The sequence below is a fragment of the Vibrio sp. 2-2(8) genome (assembly GCF_963888495.1).
Lineage (GTDB): Bacteria > Pseudomonadota > Gammaproteobacteria > Enterobacterales > Vibrionaceae > Vibrio > Vibrio anguillarum.
Genome location: NZ_CAWPJM010000011.1, coordinates 235,722 through 251,983 on the forward strand (window position 1 = coordinate 235,722; position 16,262 = coordinate 251,983).

Consider the following 16,262-nt stretch of genomic DNA (forward strand, 5'->3'; position numbering starts at 1 on the left):
AATTGCCTCGCTATTATGCGCACCACACGGAGAGATGGCTGAGTGGTTTAAAGCACCGGTCTTGAAAACCGGCGATGGTTAATAGCTATCCTAGGGTTCAAATCCCTATCTCTCCGCCACTTTTAAGAAAAGCCGCTGTTTTTACAGCGGCTTTTTCGTATCTGATTAACATCATTTTCTCATACTGATTTTTTATTCCACGCACCAGTTGCCATTCATTAGATAAGTACCCTCTCCATTCATCACATACCAAAGGTGTATTTTTTATAAACTGGCATCAAATATGCTTTCCATTATTCAACGGTTATGTCGTAATTAATGGCATGGTTAGAGAGGAGAAGTGTATGAGCCATCTCTATAAGATTGAATCCTACAGTGAAGAAGCGGTCAGCTCGATTGCCCAGTTTATCCGTTCTAAAGGTGGAAGATGCTGTATTGCTGGTTTTGCCGTGATAACAAGCCACCCTTTTCAAGAGCGCGAGGCGTGGCGTTTACTGCCACTTGTCGGCAAAGTGACTGATAATGTAACCGATTGGGATACCAGCCTTTTTTATCGAAAATGTGATAATTAGCTCGTCAGGTCGGTGAATATCTTACCTAATTCGCAGGCCTCAGCTTGCTTAGCGACCGATTCTTTGATGTCATTTTATTGGGCCGAATTACGTTGATAACGCGTGGTTTTGCTGGGTTTACGTGTCTTTCGTTTGAATGCAGGGCGCTCCACTTTAGGCAATGAGCGAAGCGACTCTGGCACTGCGCCCGATTTCGCCTGTTCCATGATCTGAATAATGCGCTCTTGCAGCACTTGCATAAAGGGTTGATACGCTTGCCCACGTTCAGCCATCGCTTGCAATTGATGCTCCCAATGGGCGGTCATATCAGGATAAGTTGATTCATTTGGCAGCGCATGAATTAAACCCCTTCCCGCTGGCGAGCTTAGAATCAGCTTACCTTGACGTGTTAAGAGTTGCCGCTTGAATAAAGTGTCAAGGATCCCCGCTCGCGTCGCTTCCGTACCCAAACCATCGGTTTCACGTAAGATTTTTTTCAGCTCTTTATCTTCAACATAGCGAGCAATTCCCGTCATCGCTTGTAGTAAAGTCGCTTCAGTAAAATGACGAGGAGGCTCGGTTTTTCGATCGTGAATCTCCCCTTCTCGACACGTCAGCACCATCCCTTTACTCAGTGGTGGAACGGCATCGACTCCGTTCTCTTCTTCATCGACTTTGCCTAACAAACTCTTCCAACCGGTTTCAACCAGTTGTCGCCCTGACGCAACAAAAAAGCCACCCGCAATATCAAACACCAGCTTGGCTTCCGCGTACACGGCAGCGGGATAAAATTGCATCAAGTATTGGCGCGCAATCAATTGGTATATTTTCATCTCATTTCCCGACAAGGCATTGACGGATGCCTGCTTTGGCGTGGGAATAATGGCATGGTGCGCGTCCACTTTCTTATCGTTCCATGCTTTGGATTTAAGAGATAAGTTTGCGCCACTGACCGCCGTTAACAACTCTTTGGCGTTGCACGCGATAGCTTGAGTTACTGACGAAGCTTGAGCGTAATGTTCTTGTGGTAAGTAACGACAATCTGAACGCGGATAGGTGATTAATTTATGCTTCTCATACAGAGATTGGCAAGTGTCTAACACTTGCTGGGCGCTCATTGCAAAGCGCTTCGCTGCATCAATTTGCAGTGCAGATAAGGAATAAGGTAACGGCGCGGCTTGCTTAGTTTGCTTTTGTTCGGCTTCAATCACTGTGGCGGGTTGCCCTGCGATGCGCTGTGCGACATTTTCCACCAACTTGCGGTTTAAGACTCGCCCTTCTTCATCTTGCCACGGCTGGCAAGCATCGCTGGGTTTCCAGCGCGCACGGATATCAAACGCCACTTGATCAGTTTGATAAGGGATTAACGCATGTAATGTAAAATAGTCTCGCGGGATGAAGTTTTCTATCTCCTCATCCCGACGTACCACAAGCCCTAGAATAGGAGTTTGTACCCGTCCAACCGACAAGACACCTTGATAGCCCGCTTTCTGCCCCAGCAAAGTATAAGCCCGTGACATATTCATGCCATACAACCAATCGGCTCTTGAACGCGCGAGCGCTGAAACCGATAAAGGGATGAATTCGCGGTTACTGCGCATCTGTTTCAGTGCACGCTGCACGGCTGGAAGGTTTAAATCGCTGATCAGTAGCCGCAATGCTTGCTCTTTTTTACTTTGGCTTACTTTGCAATAATCAATCACTTCATCAACTAATAGTTGCCCTTCGCGATCCGGGTCTCCTGCATGGATAATTTGCGATGCTTCTTTCAAAAGCTGACGAATCACAGTCAACTGTTTGCTCGATGTTTTGCGCGGTCTAAGCTGCCACTGTGAAGGAATGATAGGTAAGTCGAGTAAATTCCACTTTTTATAGCGTTCATCATAAACATCCGGCTCAACTTGCTCGAGTAAATGCCCAATACACCAAGTAACGATGTCGCCATTCGCACAACGAATGAAACCTTGATCTTTCTTGTGTGGTTTCGGCAAAGCATCGGCTATAGCGCGCCCTAAGCTGGGCTTTTCAGCAATGAATAAACGGGTCATAAACTCAAATCAACGCAAAAAAATAAGGCCACATTAACCAATGTGACCTTAATAAATCAAGAAAAACTGTTATTTTATACAGTATTACTCTTCATTGCCTGCACGTGCAGCGGCTTCTTTCACTAAAGGTTGCAGTTCGCCTTTTTGGAACATTTCGATAATGATGTCACAACCGCCAATCAACTCACCTTCAATCCACAATTGTGGAAAAGTAGGCCACTGTGCGTATACAGGCAGCTCAGCGCGGATATCTGGGTTTTGCAGAATATCCACATAAGCAAATTTCTCACCACAAGCCATCAAAGCCTGCGCAGCTTGAGAAGAGAATCCGCAACTTGGTAGCTTAGGAGAGCCTTTCATATATAGCAGAATGGCATTTTCTTCAAGTTGCTGTTTAATTTTATCAATAGTTTCCATTGCTTCCTCTTAATGGGGATAGTGCGGTTTGTTACTGACATTCTAAATCATTAATAGAGAATAAAAAGCACATATTATTTATGGATATCCTGCCTATACAACAATTTTCAACATTAGGACTTTTAATAAAGTAAAAACTTGCTAAAATACCTTCAAGTCAGTCGTATCGACGAATATCATTATAATATCTGGAAGCTACTGAAAGAGACTTTCACTCTTTCTACACAACGGAGAATCGAGCAATGTCATTCGAATTACCAGCTTTGCCTTACGCTAAAGACGCTCTAGAACCACACATTTCAGCCGAAACACTAGATTTCCACCACGGTAAGCACCACAACACTTACGTTGTGAAGCTTAACGGCCTTATTCCTGGCACTGAATTTGAAGGTAAATCTCTCGAAGAGATCATCAAAACTTCAACTGGTGGCGTGTTTAATAACGCCGCTCAAATTTGGAACCACACCTTCTATTGGCACTGCCTTGCACCAAATGCAGGTGGCGAACCAACAGGTGCCGTTGCAGACGCAATCAACGCCGCATTTGGTTCTTTTGAAGCTTTTAAAGCAAAATTCACTGACTCAGCGATCAATAACTTTGGTTCATCTTGGACTTGGTTGGTGAAAAATGCGGATGGCTCTTTAGAGATCATCAACACTTCAAATGCAGCCACACCACTGACTCACGAAGGTGTGACTCCGCTACTGACGGTTGATCTGTGGGAACACGCTTACTACATCGATTACCGTAACCTACGCCCTGACTACATGAATGGTTTCTGGGCACTGGTTAACTGGGCATTCGTTGCAGAAAACCTAGCAAAATAACCTTTTCCCCTTGGATTGGTATTTAGTCATATGAAAAGCCTGCTTTATCGCAGGCTTTTTTGTTATTTTATCTAAAGTTATCTGCTTTCTCGCCGCTAAAAGTGCATCGGTTGGAGAGGCAAATGCAAGTACATACATTAGATAAAGCCAGTATTATAAACGAGCTTCAATTTGGCTCGGGGCTAAGCCATGCTGTCCAGCAAGGACGCCGTGCGGACTTTGCACTCATACTGTCGATGTTTTCTAACGATGTACGCGACAACACTCCTGTTGAACGTATTGAAAACCCACCCACTAGTGATGAATTGTTACGTAAGCGATTTGAGCTTACGGAGCCTCAAGCACTGCGTTCCGACCAAAGCTCTTACGCTGTTTCAGCAAAACAGGCCGAGCTTTTCCATCACGGAGGGCTCGCCAGTGCGAAACTCAGCCACTACTTGACTCCTGAAGTACTCGCCTATTTGCCTGAAGATACGCATGATTTACCCGAAGAGGTATATCTTAATCTGTCAGGACATGAGCGAAGGCATCTTGCCTCCCCCTCAAACGTTGAGCTCTTAGTTGCCGATCTGTCGGTTCAACTCACCGTTGCCCACCGGCGAGATCAGATCCGCACCCAAGTTTGATGTCTTGTATGTAACACAAAACGACATTCTCTAGATCAGAATGTGAGTATGACCAAAAAAAACACATACCACGCTCGCTTAGGCTGAGTAATTTGATGTTATTCACACCCTACCCACAGTTAATCAACCATCCTATTGAGACTAAATCCCGCTACAACAATAAAACAAACAATAGGGTGAGGCACCCAATGGATATAAAAAGTGCAATAATATTAATCACTTCAGCAAGTTCGATGCTTGGTAGCACGCTGGCCGTTCATTTCGCACATTTAGGTGCAAAAATTATTTTGTGTGACCAAGACAAATTTGGATTAATGGAAACCTTTGCTCGTTGCAAAGCGATCTCTCAGGATGTTCATTATTACCACACACCAGATTACTCTTTAGAAACGATCCATCGGCTGTTCGATTTTATTGATCAAACCTATCATGGGGCACCGGATGTACTGGTCAATAATTGGCCAAACGCATCCCTCCCACCCTTGATAGGTGAACAACGAGCTGAAGTCTTTCTTCAGAAGCTCGCCATGATGGCCTCAACTTTATTCACTTTTGGTCAAGCAAGTGCTGAGCGAATGCGTATTAACAACAAACCAGGTGTGATTGTGAACGTCATTTCTCAAAATGATGAGTATGACCTAGCGGGAATTGAAAATGCGAATTCTATGGTTTCTGGTTTCACGCAGAGTTGGGCAAAAGAACTAACCCCTTTCAACATAAGGGTCGGAGGCGTAGTGCCTAGCGCAAAAGGTGATGTAGATGAGAAGCCCCATTGGGCTGAGCTGCAAGATGAATTGATCCGCAATACGGAATACATCGTCGCTAACGAATACTTTAGCGGACGTGTGATGTCGGCCTAGCTAGCAGTACAAGGCCGACCTACATGGGTATGATTAAAACCCTTCTTCCAGATAATCGTCAAGATACTCTTCTTCCGATTCATCATACGTTTGGGTATCAATTTCTGCTTTAAAATCTTGGCGTTGTAAATAAACATCGCGAGTTAATGAATATGGATCTGGGGAGTTTTCCAACGTCACTTCTTGAGGAACGAGCCTTGCTCGGGTCTCCAATCCTTCCAGAGCCCATTTGCCTAGGCCAGCCCAGACATTGAGATAAGAAAGTGGTACATACAAGCCATCCACAACATCTGTGGTTTCTCGAATCGTGTAGGGCCCGTATCCAGGAATCATTAAATATGGACCATTACCAACACCATAATGACCTACCGCATCACTAAACGCTTTTTCATTGTGTTTGGTGATGCCCGCTTCTGACGCAATATCAATCATCCCAAACAGGCCTAAGGTGCTATTAATCCAAAAGCGGTTAAAGTGGTCAACGGCTTTCGTGCCATTACCCATCAATATGTTGTTGATAATGCTTGAAGGTTCATCAAGGTTTGACAGAACATTGGCGATCGTTTTTCTAATTGGGTGTGGAATGTAATCCACGTAGGCAATCGCAACAGGGCGAACCAAGTATGGATCGATATAATCGTAGTTGATTGTCCACATTGATCGGTTAAAAACCTCAAAAGGATCGCCCGACTGCGTTTGATTTGATTCGGCTGACGTTGAATCCGGAGCGCTTGCACACCCTGCTAATACGAAAAGGAACAGCATAGGGCATATCAGTCGGGATAGGCGGCTTATCATTATTTATTTCCATGTATAAAGGCCGATGAGACATCGGCCTATCAATACGTTAATTGTATATAAGTGCTATTAATACTGCTTATTGATCACAACTTCAACAGGTTGACCGAGGCTCATGGGAGCACTTTCACCAAACCAATCACCTTGTTTGGTTGAAACATTGCCATCCGTATCCAAGCGTACTCGAACAATAAGCTGTGCAAGGTCGGATAACTTCCGCCCTTGAACCATGCTATTGCTATCATCTAACACAACCTTAATAGGGAATTGAGTCAGTGGATAACGCGCTGCGGCAACAGGCATAGGTGCACCATCAGAACTGTGCACAGAGACTATGAGTACTGCATTTTGTTCAAGAGTCACACCATCACCGAGTGAGATGGTGACAGGAACCATTTTCCCATCGATAGCTTTAGGCTGCATTTTGCTTTGTGCTCTTTCAATACTGCGCGAAAGCATCTCATAACGGCTATCTTCAGGGCCAATCATCTGCTGCATTAATCGCCAATACTTCATCGCCGCTGGGTAATCCTGGCGTTCAAACGCATCAAACGCAAGTAGTGAAAACACGCGTAGATCAACATAATCTTGTTGTACTAATGCCGTTAAAATTTCACGTGCTTGATTTTGGTCAAGCTCATCTTGTGACAACATTAATGCTTGCGCATAGCCCAACTTCACATCTGCATCTTTTGGATCTAACGCATACGCTTTTTTCATTGAGCCAATCGATGTTTCTATATCTCTGTTAGCAAGTCCAATACGTCCAAGCAGCAACCACCCGGTCGCATCTTGAGGCTGATAATGCAGACGAGTGCGCAGCGCCAGTGTGAGATCATTCATCTCATCATCACTTAAGGCAGCACCTTCTGGTGACATCATTTTTTTTGAGAGTGCAGGTAAGTTAGCGTTCACTTGCTGCCACTGCTCTACTTGACTAGCCGCGCCAAATTTTAGGTAAAAGCCATAGCTTAAGATGACGACCAATAAAATCGAGGGGATCAAAACAACCATCGGTGACACATGTGAAGAATTTCCTTGCACCGATTGCGCAGGAATATCATCCAATAGCGACTGTTTCAGATCAGCAATCAGCTCTTGTTCGCTGTCAACCAACCCTTCTTGCGTCTCTTCGTGTAACTCTGCAAGGCGGTTTTTAAAGATCGCTTTGTTCAATTCGTCACGCAGCGCTGCATCGTTGTTCGCTCTGTTTTTGAGGATCGGCAGTGCAATGAAGACACAACCAAAGAAGGTCAGAATGAGGGTAGATAACCAAAAAAACGTCATTATTGTTTGTCTCCATGCTTCTCATCATCAACCGCGTCTTCGGCGAGCAACTGATTTAATCGCTCTTCCTTTTCGGCATCCCAAACTTCACCACTTTGAGCGGTTGATGCTTTACGACGTTTGCTGCGTAATACAATAAAACCAAAACCCAGGAACACCACACTCAAAGGACCTAGCCATAAGATGGAAGTCGCCAAAGTCAACGGTGGGTTATAGGTCACAAAGTTGCCGTAACGTGCAATCATGTAGTCAACAATGTCTTGTTCAGACTTACCTTGCTTGGTCATTTCATAGACTTTATTACGTAAGTCCTGTGCTAATGCCGCATTTGAGTCGGCAATAGTATTGTTTTGACACTTTGGACAACGCAATGTATTGCTCAACTCTTTGAATTGCTGCTCTTGCTGTGGATTATCAAACTCGTACACTTCAATTGCAGATTGCACAGAAAATACCAAAGCAAAGCTAGCAATGATCGATAATATAAAACGCTTCATTACTTCGCTTCCTCTAGAAGTTTCTGATACATAGGTTGCAAAGTTGTTTGCCAATTGGTTGGATTAACATCCCCCACATGGCGGTAACGAATAACGCCGTTGGCATCAATGAGAAAGGTTTCCGGCGCACCGTAAACGCCGAGATCTAACCCTAACATACCATTACCATCGAACAGGCTGATCAAGTAAGGATTACCTAGCTCATTTAACCATTGAACCGCTTTATCTCTTTGATCTTTATAATTTAAGCCTATAATTTTTACACCATCACCCGCCAACCGATTGAGATATTGATGTTCGGCATAGCAGGTCGGGCACCAAGTTGCCCAGACGTTCAGCAGCAAAGGCTCGCCTTTAAATATCGCTTGGTCATACAGCTTGCCGGGTTCGGCTAAATCTTCCAAACGAAATTCAGGCACAGACTTACCAATCAGAACCGACTCCAATTTTGTGGGATCATCACCTTCGGTATTTTTGACCAACTGAGTAACAAACACGGCAACTAGACCAAGAAAAGCCACCAATGGAATAAATAGAATTTTCTTGTTCATCTACGCCTCCTGTTGGGAGCTTTTTCTAAAGCGGTAGCGTTTGTCACTGATAGCTAGCGCACCACCTAATGACATCAATAAAGCACCAGCCCAGATCCAACGTACAAATGGTTTGTAATAAATTCGGATCGCCCATGAATGACCATCTTCTAATCGCTCACCCATTGCAATGTACAAATCGCGAGTGATGCCACGATCGATGGCCGCTTCAGTCATCATTGACTTGGCAGTACGATAAAAGCGTTTTTCCGCATGGAGTGTATTCACGTATTGCCCATCCTGCGTAATTTCAAAATCGGCAATATAACCATCATAGTTCGGGCCATCTTTATCTCTTAACCCTTTGAAATAAAAGTTATATTGTTGGATTTCAAAAGATTCCCCAGGTGCTAGACGAACATCACGCTCGATACTGTAGTTTTGCACCATCGCAATACCAATCACAGTAACGGCAAGACCAACATGGCCTAACATCATGGCCCAGTGGCTACGTTGTAGTTTAGTCACCCCTATCATGAAGCTATGACGATGTGTCGCACGTTGGTGCAACTCGACAACGTGTAGCAAGATGATCCAAAACGCCATGACCCAGCCGATAAATGCCATCAAGCTAAAGCGTTCAGCTAGCAGGTACACCATAACCGCCGAAAGAATCAACGCCATCAGGCCACAAATCAACATCGGTTTCAAAAGCTTGGAAAAATTATCGCGCTTCCAACGGATCAGTGGACCGATCCCCAGCAAAAATGCAAATGGCACCATTAGCCATGCAAACAGCATGTTGAAGAAAGGCGCTCCTATTGATACGGAACCAAGGCCAATCTGCTTGTGGATTAAAGGTAACAAGGTGCCAACCAACACCACCACCAATGCCGCGATTAATAAGATGTTGTTGGAGAGCAGCGCATTTTCACGCGAGATCAATTCAGCATTGCCACGGACGCGCACTGCCGCACCTTTAACGGCAAACAATAGCAGTGAGCCACCGATGACAAACACCAAAAACCCAAGGATAAACAGGCCACGAGCGGGATCGGATGCAAATGCGTGTACCGAAACCAAAATACCAGATCGCACTAAGAATGTGCCCAGTAAACTGAGCGAAAATGCTGAAATTGCCAGTAACACTGTCCAAGCTTTGAATGTGCCACGTTTTTCTGTCACAGCAAGTGAGTGCATCAATGCCGTTCCCGCAAGCCATGGCATAAACGACGCGTTTTCTACTGGATCCCAGAACCACCAGCCACCCCAGCCAAGTTCGTAGTAAGCCCACCACGAACCTAGCGCGATGCCTAATGTCAAAAATAACCACGCCGCAGTTGTCCAAGGACGAGACCAACGGGCCCATGCAGTATCCAAACGCCCGGTCATCAAAGAGGCTATTGCAAATGAGAATGCGACTGAAAAACCGACATATCCCATGTATAACATGGGTGGGTGAATGATTAGCCCAGGATCTTGTAGCAGCGGGTTTAAGTCACGACCATCAATTGGGAAATAGGGTAAGGTGCGTAAAAATGGATTCGAAGTCACGATGACAAACAGCAAGAATCCAACGCTGATCAGCCCCATAACGGATAAGACTCGCGCCACAGATTCTTGAGGCATACCACGGCTAAAGGTAGCCACCGCCACAGTCCATCCCGCTTGAATTAAAACCCACAGCAATAATGAACCTTCATGCGCCCCCCACACCGCTGTTAGACGGTAATACCAGGGTAATTGACTATTCGAATTACTCGCCACGTATTGTACCGTGAAGTCATTGACATAAAATGCCCACAACAAAATGCTAAATGAGACCAATAGCAATGAAAACATTCCCCATGCTAATGGCCGCGCAGTATTCATCAGCATGGTATTGTTTTTAGAAGCACCAACAAGTGGAAGTAAGCTGAGTAATATGGCAAGCCCAAGTGAAACAATAAGGGCAAAATGTCCTATTTCAACAATCATTGAGCACTTCCTTGTTTTTGTTCCGAGCTATAGGTTAACGGCTCATGCGTTTTCTTCATTGCTTCAGCAATTTCCGGTGGCATATAGTTTTCATCATGCTTGGCTAGCACTTCAAACGCTTCTACTGTAGTGGCATCTTTCAATACGCCTTGCGCAACAATACCCTGACCTTCTCTAAACAAGTCGGGTAAGATGCCTTCATATTCGACCGTCACATTTGGACCAACATCGTGGAGCTGAAATCTTACTTTTAGTGAACCCGGATCTCTTTTCACAGAGCCCACCACCACCATGCCGCCAATGCGTAGCCGTTGACCCACTTCTGGCTTTGTCCCATCGGGTTTACCGTGTACAAGCTCGGTCGGCGTATAGAAAAGGTCCATATTTTGATTGAGTGCATACAACATCAAACCAATGGTGGCACCAGCCCCAATAATCAATGCCAAAATAATGGTGAGTCTTTTTTTACGTCTTGGGGTCATAAGGTGTTCTCCATATGCTTTGCAGCATCAATTCTGGCTTGGCGTTCAACCTTTGCTTGCACATCTTGCAACAAGGTTTTGCCACGCTTGATGCTGAGCATCAGTAAAATAAACATGGATAAAAAGGTAATGCCAAATGCACTCCATACATAGGCGGAGTAACCGCCCATCGCCAAGAAATCACTCAAAGAGTCAAAATGCATGATCAGTTACCTTTCTGTGTTTGAAGGGTTGCCAATTTGATAACCCAAGGGCGATGGCTCTCTTTACTGATAATTTCATTGCGTAAGCGGACCATAGTGACCGCAGCAAAAAAGAAAGCAAAACCAAAAATATTGAGCAGCAGTGGCCACAACATGTCACTGGATATGGAAGGCTTTTCAAATTTAGTAATCGTGGCACCTTGATGCAGGGTATTCCACCACTCAACGGAGAAATGAATGATAGGTAGATTGATCACACCAACGATGGCCAGCAGACCTGCGGCTTTTGCGGCTGTTTTTTGATCATCGAAAGCGTGGTAAAGCGCAATCACTCCCAAATAGAGAAACAGTAAAATGAGCTCAGACGTCAGACGAGCATCCCATACCCACCAAGTTCCCCACATCGGTTTACCCCAAATGGCTCCAGTAATTAACGCAATAAACGTAAATACCGCACCGATGGGCGCCATTGCAGCAGCGGCCATGTCTGACAGTTTTAATTGCCAAACTAGACCAATGAAAGCCGCAATCGCCATCGACATATAAATGCCCATTGACCAAATGGCGGAAGGGACATGAATGTAAATGATTCTGAAGCTGTCGCCTTGTTGATAGTCTGCCGGAGCATAAGCTAAACCAAGGATATTACCGACTACCAGGCATAAGATAGCGAGCCCTGCAAACCAAGGCAGGAACTTTCCACATAGCCGATAGGCGGATTCAGGCTTTGCATAGGGATGGAGCCATTTCCACATTGTATTGTCTCACTCTTACTTCATTGCTTCTGAGCATGTGTCTGCTCAGTTTATTGTGTTGTTGATACGCAACGCTCAAATGCATTGCTGAAAATATCGTTCGTACTTAATTTAGTTAACGCTGACTCTCAATGCTGCGCTAATAGCAAATGGAGTTAATGTTATCGCGCCCATAAACATTGCCCCCAAAACAGCCAATTGACCGTTGTAGAGCATGCCAAGCGATGCTGCATCAATAGCTGATGTAGCGAAGATTAAAATCGGGATATACAAGGGTAAGACCAGTAGGCTCAGCAACACGCCACCTTTTTGCAAGCCTACGGTCAATGCAACACCAATAGCACCGATAAAACTCAACGTTGGCGTGCCAATGAACAAAGTCAATACAACCGCAAGCCACGTATTAAAATCTAATGACAATAATACGGCTAACAATGGGCTAATTAAAATTAAAGGCAGTCCAGTCAATAACCAATGAGCCACGACTTTTGAAATAACGACTATGGGTAATGGCACTGGGATCAGCATCATTTGTTCAAGCGACCCGTCTTGAAAATCATCGCGAAACAGACGCTCAAGTGATAGTAGCGCCGACAGTAACGCCGCAACCCAAACAATACCTGCAGCGATACGGGCGAGCAAAGCAGGCTCTGGGCCGATACTCAGCGGGAATAGGGTGATCACTATGATAAAAAACCACAGTGGATTAAAAATATCGGCTTGACGTCGAAAGGCGATCAATAATTCACGACGGATGATCATCCCCATGGTCACGATCATGACTCATGCCCCAATTTAATTTTTCGCAATTGCGGATAGTTAGCAAACATATCTTGGTGTGTGGTCAATACAACAATGCCACCTTGTTGCGCATGCGCTAGAAATAAGGCTTCCAACACTTTGACACCTTGCTTATCAATCGCAGTTAACGGTTCATCTAAAATCCACAACTTTTGTTGACTGAGCCACAAACGAGCCAGCGCAACTCGGCGCTGTTGTCCGGCAGAAAGCTGGCCTGCAGCCACGTCTTCTCGGCCAGCTAAACCCACTTTAGCCAAGGCTTGATATATCTCTTGAGAAGACGATTCTGCATTATGCACTGATTGATAAAAATGAAGATTCTCGAATGCCGTCAAATCGCGCTTAACCCCAGTTTGATGACCAAGAAACAGTAAATCTTGGTGGTAATCATCACGATTAGACTCAATATTCATGCCATTCCACAAAATAGAACCATCCTCTCTATCACCTAACCCGGTAATAATTCGTAGTAAGGTCGTTTTACCTGTGCCGTTCCGTCCTTCAATCTGCACCAATTCGCCAGCATGAATCACAAAGCTAAGTGCTTCAAACAGAACTCTTTCATCACGAATTGCGGTCAGGTTATTTACTTCAAGCATGTGCATCTAAATCGAGAAATTTGAGCCGCTATATTAGCACACCACACCTAAGACAAAACATAATAAGACTATTACCAGTCACGAAACTAGGTAAGAAACTGTTAATTTTTAATTATTTTCTGTCTCATTTACTACTTTATGGCTACATTTAACCACATTCAAAACTAGAGAGGGAAGCCATTGGCTTCCCTCTCTAGTTTCGCTCTTTCGACTATTTTTTTGCAGGTCGCCTCGTACTTTGCACCGGCTCGCGACCTTCCGGGTGACTACTCAGTGGCGGGATGCTTTCATGCCCTGCAATTTTCTTCTGCAAGGACATCATCAACTCAGCTTCAGCTTTAGGTAGCTCACACTCTTTAATAAGCTCATTGATGTCAGCACCGAGTTGGACCATTTTTGTCGCTCGGCTGTATAAACGCCCATCCGTATCAACATGTTCCAATTCAGTAATTCGCTCGTTTAAATGCTGGATGAGATCCTGCTGATCCGTCACTTTTTGGCCAAGACCAATAGCAACTGAGCGTATTTCCAACAGCTGTCTATTCGCCTTTTGCAACTCCTTATCTAACGATCGGGCTTGTTGTCTTTGGTGATCAATCTGTTGGGCAAGTCCCTGACGTACACGAAGTAACACCAGCAACAAAAATACAACAACAAAAACCGCGCTCCCTATAAGAATAACAGGAGCACTGAACAACATAGCTTCGCTCATTATAGGTGGACCATCTCGTCCCACTCGTCTTCAGTTAGCAGTTTATTCAGGTCAACAAGGATCAATAGCTTACCGTCACGGTTGCTCACGCCTTGGATAAACTTAGCACTCTCATCAGTACCAACACTTGGTGTAGTATCGATTTCAGAAGAACGTAGGTAAACTACTTCCGCAACACTATCGACTAAAATACCAATCACTTGGCGCTCAGATTCAATCACAATAATGCGTGTATTATCCGTGATTTCACCTTGCATTAAGCCAAAACGAGATCGTGTATCAATGACGGTCACAACATTACCACGTAGGTTAATGATGCCAAGAACATAATCAGGAGCACCTGGTACCGGTGCAATTTCTGTATAGCGGAGTACTTCACGTACCTGCATTACATTAATTCCGTATGTTTCTTCTTCTAGTTGGAACGTCACCCACTGAAGCACTTCGTCGTTAGACTTGTCTTTTCTTACTTCTACTTCGTTAGTCTGAGACATACCTTTTCCTCTCTAAGTCGATTCCGACATCAATGTATTATTATTTCTCTAGTGCTTTTACATCAAGCCCTGCATTAAGCATAGCTATCAATGCTTCAACATGGATCAAAGCACACATTTTTTCTTTTACCATTCCAGCAAGCCACGGCCTTTTGCCTGCCTGTTCTCGCCAGCGGACCTTCTCTGAGCTTAGCAATTCTGTACCCATAAGCTGAGTACTTGCTAACCCCCACATACTGTCACCAAGCATGACGATGTATTGATAACCTTCTTTGTAGCTATCATCATGGAGCTTTTCTGCCATTACCCATTTTGCCGTATCGACAACATCTAGCTGATTGTCTTTATTAGTTTGCAGTCCAAGGTACCAAGCAGGTCGACCGATTAAATGATTGAGCGTTGCCATACGGTGGATCCCCCCAAGTTCATCAAGAGGCACCGCAAACGTCACGCCATTCACTTCAAAATAGAGCACTTGAAAATCTCGTGTTCTCGCAGTGCTTTGCCATGTACCAATTCCAGAGTAGCCCGCTTGCGTTTCAAGTTCGACTTCAGCCGTCGGTTGCTCAACCACTTCCACGTCAACAGCAAATTCTTCAACAGTGTCTGCCGCAGTCAGAATTTCAACTTCAGGTTCTGTTTCCAAGGTATCGGCGGGAATATCCCATTCTTGGATCTCTTCAACAATTTCAGTCACTGGTTGAGTTTTTAAAGCGATCTGAACGGTGTTTTGCTCCATGATCTCTTCCAGCTCTAACTCTGCCACTGGATTACTTGATTCTAGCTGGCTTAATAAGCGCTGCACATCATCTAAATTCGGCAGCTCAAACTCAACCACTTCAGCATGGTAATAACTTTTTTCCGGTACAGATTGCACCGATGTCGAAAGCGCTAACTCAGGTTCAGCAAGGGACAATTCTTTTTGCTCTTCCGCTTTCAGCTCAAGTTCAATCGCTTCTTCATCTAGTAACGCTGTAAAGTAGTCATCGAGTGCTTGTTCACTGGATAAAAATGGCCCACTACTCATCAATAGCTAGCCTCTCTAAATAAATCAGCAACTGTTTATAAGCAAAAACACCACGGCTACCTTCAGCAAAATGAGAAGCAGGCAAGCGCTTTAAACTCGCATCACGAAACTTGGTGTCTATAGGTACAGCAGAGCTCCAAACTTGCTCTGGGTAATCTTTTTTAAGTTGATTCAGCGTTTGCAAAGAAGCCCGGGTTCGCTTGTCGTACATAGTCGGTACGATAGTCACTTTGAACGATCGGCTACGAGATTTTTGCATGATGGCTAAGGTGCGAATCATCCTTTCGAGCCCTTTCATAGCCAGAAACTCAGTCTGCACTGGAATTAAGATACGATCGCTGGCGGCCAATGCATTAACCATCATTACCCCTAAAATTGGAGGACAGTCGATCAATACGTAGTCATAATTATGGCGCAATGCAAGAAGCGCACGTTTCAAAATCAGCCCCATTCCACTGCGGTTGCCCATGACTCTATCTAAAGTGGCTAGAGACATATGGGCAGGGATGAGATCAATGCCTTCAACATCGGTTTTTAGGATAAGAGGGGTAACGCTTTGCTCTGTTAACTCACGTTGCTGAAATAGGTCAAACAGGCTGACGGGCACGCCATCAGAATCATAACCTAAGTATGTAGTAAGCGAGGCGTGAGGGTCAGTATCGACCAACAGCACTCTTTTGCCTTGCTGACTTAGCAAACCGGCAAGCGTAATCGTTGTGGTTGTTTTACCCACACCGCCTTTTTGGTTTGCAATACTCCATACAATCATTG

General features: G+C 44.7%; 20 protein-coding genes and 1 tRNA gene. 5 read left to right on the forward strand and 16 right to left on the reverse strand.

What is annotated here, in order from left to right; all coding sequences use genetic code 11:
* The first annotated feature begins 28 nt into the window (after positions 1-28).
* Together AACV12_RS03810 and AACV12_RS03815 are read left to right on the forward strand one after the other, a co-directional pair.
* Positions 29-119 (forward strand) — tRNA-Ser (locus AACV12_RS03810).
* A gap of 225 nt (positions 120-344) precedes the next feature.
* The gene (locus tag AACV12_RS03815) at positions 345-572 is read left to right on the forward strand and encodes a hypothetical protein (protein ID WP_026028272.1); all 228 of its coding nucleotides are present in this window, start codon (positions 345-347) and stop codon (positions 570-572) included.
* A gap of 74 nt (positions 573-646) precedes the next feature.
* Here AACV12_RS03815 and AACV12_RS03820 read toward each other — a convergent pair whose 3' ends face one another.
* Both AACV12_RS03820 and AACV12_RS03825 read right to left on the reverse strand, forming a co-directional pair.
* A complete protein-coding gene (locus AACV12_RS03820; RefSeq protein ID WP_170899958.1) occupies positions 647-2,599 on the reverse strand; it encodes a DNA topoisomerase III in 1,953 nt (650 codons plus the stop codon).
* Between the two features lie 84 nt (positions 2,600-2,683).
* Positions 2,684-3,016: a Grx4 family monothiol glutaredoxin gene (locus AACV12_RS03825; protein ID WP_010318865.1), complete on the reverse strand. Its 333-nt coding sequence runs from the start codon at positions 3,014-3,016 to the stop codon at positions 2,684-2,686.
* Between the two features lie 242 nt (positions 3,017-3,258).
* On the opposite strand from AACV12_RS03825, the gene sodB reads away from it, so the two are divergent.
* From sodB to AACV12_RS03840, 3 genes are all read left to right on the forward strand, one after another.
* Complete coding sequence (sodB, locus tag AACV12_RS03830) at positions 3,259-3,843, forward strand: superoxide dismutase [Fe] (RefSeq protein WP_010318866.1); 585 nt, start codon at positions 3,259-3,261, stop codon at positions 3,841-3,843.
* Positions 3,844-3,965: 122 nt separating this feature from the next.
* Positions 3,966-4,469, forward strand: coding sequence for a VC2046/SO_2500 family protein (locus AACV12_RS03835; RefSeq protein WP_026028396.1), 504 nt, complete (start codon positions 3,966-3,968; stop codon positions 4,467-4,469).
* A 233-nt stretch (positions 4,470-4,702) separates the two neighbouring features.
* On the forward strand, positions 4,703-5,329 hold the full coding sequence (locus AACV12_RS03840; protein ID WP_370685854.1) for an SDR family oxidoreductase: 627 nt from the start codon (positions 4,703-4,705) through the stop codon (positions 5,327-5,329).
* Positions 5,330-5,362: 33 nt separating this feature from the next.
* On the opposite strand, the gene AACV12_RS03845 is transcribed toward AACV12_RS03840, so the two are convergent.
* The 14 genes from AACV12_RS03845 to AACV12_RS03910 all read right to left on the reverse strand — a co-directional run bounded on the left by AACV12_RS03845 (position 5,363) and on the right by AACV12_RS03910 (position 16,260).
* Entirely contained in the window at positions 5,363-6,127 is a 765-nt protein-coding gene (locus tag AACV12_RS03845) for an MlaA family lipoprotein (protein WP_013856383.1), read from the reverse strand.
* A gap of 69 nt (positions 6,128-6,196) precedes the next feature.
* Complete coding sequence (gene ccmI / locus AACV12_RS03850; RefSeq protein ID WP_013856382.1) at positions 6,197-7,414, reverse strand: c-type cytochrome biogenesis protein CcmI; 1,218 nt, start codon at positions 7,412-7,414, stop codon at positions 6,197-6,199.
* Entirely contained in the window at positions 7,414-7,911 is a 498-nt protein-coding gene (locus AACV12_RS03855; protein ID WP_013856381.1) for a cytochrome c-type biogenesis protein, read from the reverse strand. The genes ccmI and AACV12_RS03855 overlap by 1 nt, the downstream gene beginning before the upstream one ends.
* Positions 7,911-8,462 carry a DsbE family thiol:disulfide interchange protein gene (locus AACV12_RS03860; RefSeq protein ID WP_013856380.1) on the reverse strand — a complete coding sequence of 184 codons (552 nt, stop codon included), beginning with the start codon at positions 8,460-8,462 and terminating at the stop codon, positions 7,911-7,913. Before AACV12_RS03860 ends, AACV12_RS03855 begins: the two co-directional genes overlap by 1 nt.
* Entirely contained in the window at positions 8,463-10,418 is a 1,956-nt protein-coding gene (locus AACV12_RS03865) for a heme lyase CcmF/NrfE family subunit (RefSeq protein WP_017049118.1), read from the reverse strand. It abuts the gene before it with no gap.
* Positions 10,415-10,900, reverse strand: a complete 486-nt coding sequence (ccmE, locus tag AACV12_RS03870) for a cytochrome c maturation protein CcmE (RefSeq protein WP_013856378.1) — start codon at positions 10,898-10,900, stop codon at positions 10,415-10,417. Before ccmE ends, AACV12_RS03865 begins: the two co-directional genes overlap by 4 nt.
* Complete coding sequence (gene ccmD, locus AACV12_RS03875) at positions 10,897-11,103, reverse strand: heme exporter protein CcmD (protein WP_013856377.1); 207 nt, start codon at positions 11,101-11,103, stop codon at positions 10,897-10,899. The genes ccmE and ccmD overlap by 4 nt, the downstream gene beginning before the upstream one ends.
* Before the next feature lie 2 nt (positions 11,104-11,105).
* A complete protein-coding gene (locus AACV12_RS03880) occupies positions 11,106-11,858 on the reverse strand; it encodes a heme ABC transporter permease (RefSeq protein ID WP_170899959.1) in 753 nt (250 codons plus the stop codon).
* A gap of 111 nt (positions 11,859-11,969) precedes the next feature.
* Complete coding sequence (ccmB, locus tag AACV12_RS03885; RefSeq protein WP_013856375.1) at positions 11,970-12,638, reverse strand: heme exporter protein CcmB; 669 nt, start codon at positions 12,636-12,638, stop codon at positions 11,970-11,972.
* Complete coding sequence (ccmA, locus tag AACV12_RS03890) at positions 12,635-13,258, reverse strand: cytochrome c biogenesis heme-transporting ATPase CcmA (RefSeq protein WP_026027245.1); 624 nt, start codon at positions 13,256-13,258, stop codon at positions 12,635-12,637. The genes ccmB and ccmA overlap by 4 nt, the downstream gene beginning before the upstream one ends.
* 211 nt (positions 13,259-13,469) lie before the next feature.
* Positions 13,470-13,970, reverse strand: a complete 501-nt coding sequence (locus AACV12_RS03895; protein WP_202598892.1) for a DUF2802 domain-containing protein — start codon at positions 13,968-13,970, stop codon at positions 13,470-13,472.
* Entirely contained in the window at positions 13,970-14,464 is a 495-nt protein-coding gene (locus tag AACV12_RS03900) for a chemotaxis protein CheW (protein ID WP_013856372.1), read from the reverse strand. Before AACV12_RS03900 ends, AACV12_RS03895 begins: the two co-directional genes overlap by 1 nt.
* A 40-nt stretch (positions 14,465-14,504) precedes the next feature.
* Positions 14,505-15,494, reverse strand: coding sequence for a chemotaxis protein CheW (locus AACV12_RS03905; RefSeq protein WP_013856371.1), 990 nt, complete (start codon positions 15,492-15,494; stop codon positions 14,505-14,507).
* Positions 15,484-16,260: a ParA family protein gene (locus AACV12_RS03910; RefSeq protein ID WP_026027244.1), complete on the reverse strand. Its 777-nt coding sequence runs from the start codon at positions 16,258-16,260 to the stop codon at positions 15,484-15,486. The genes AACV12_RS03905 and AACV12_RS03910 overlap by 11 nt, the downstream gene beginning before the upstream one ends.
* Positions 16,261-16,262: the final 2 nt, after the last annotated feature.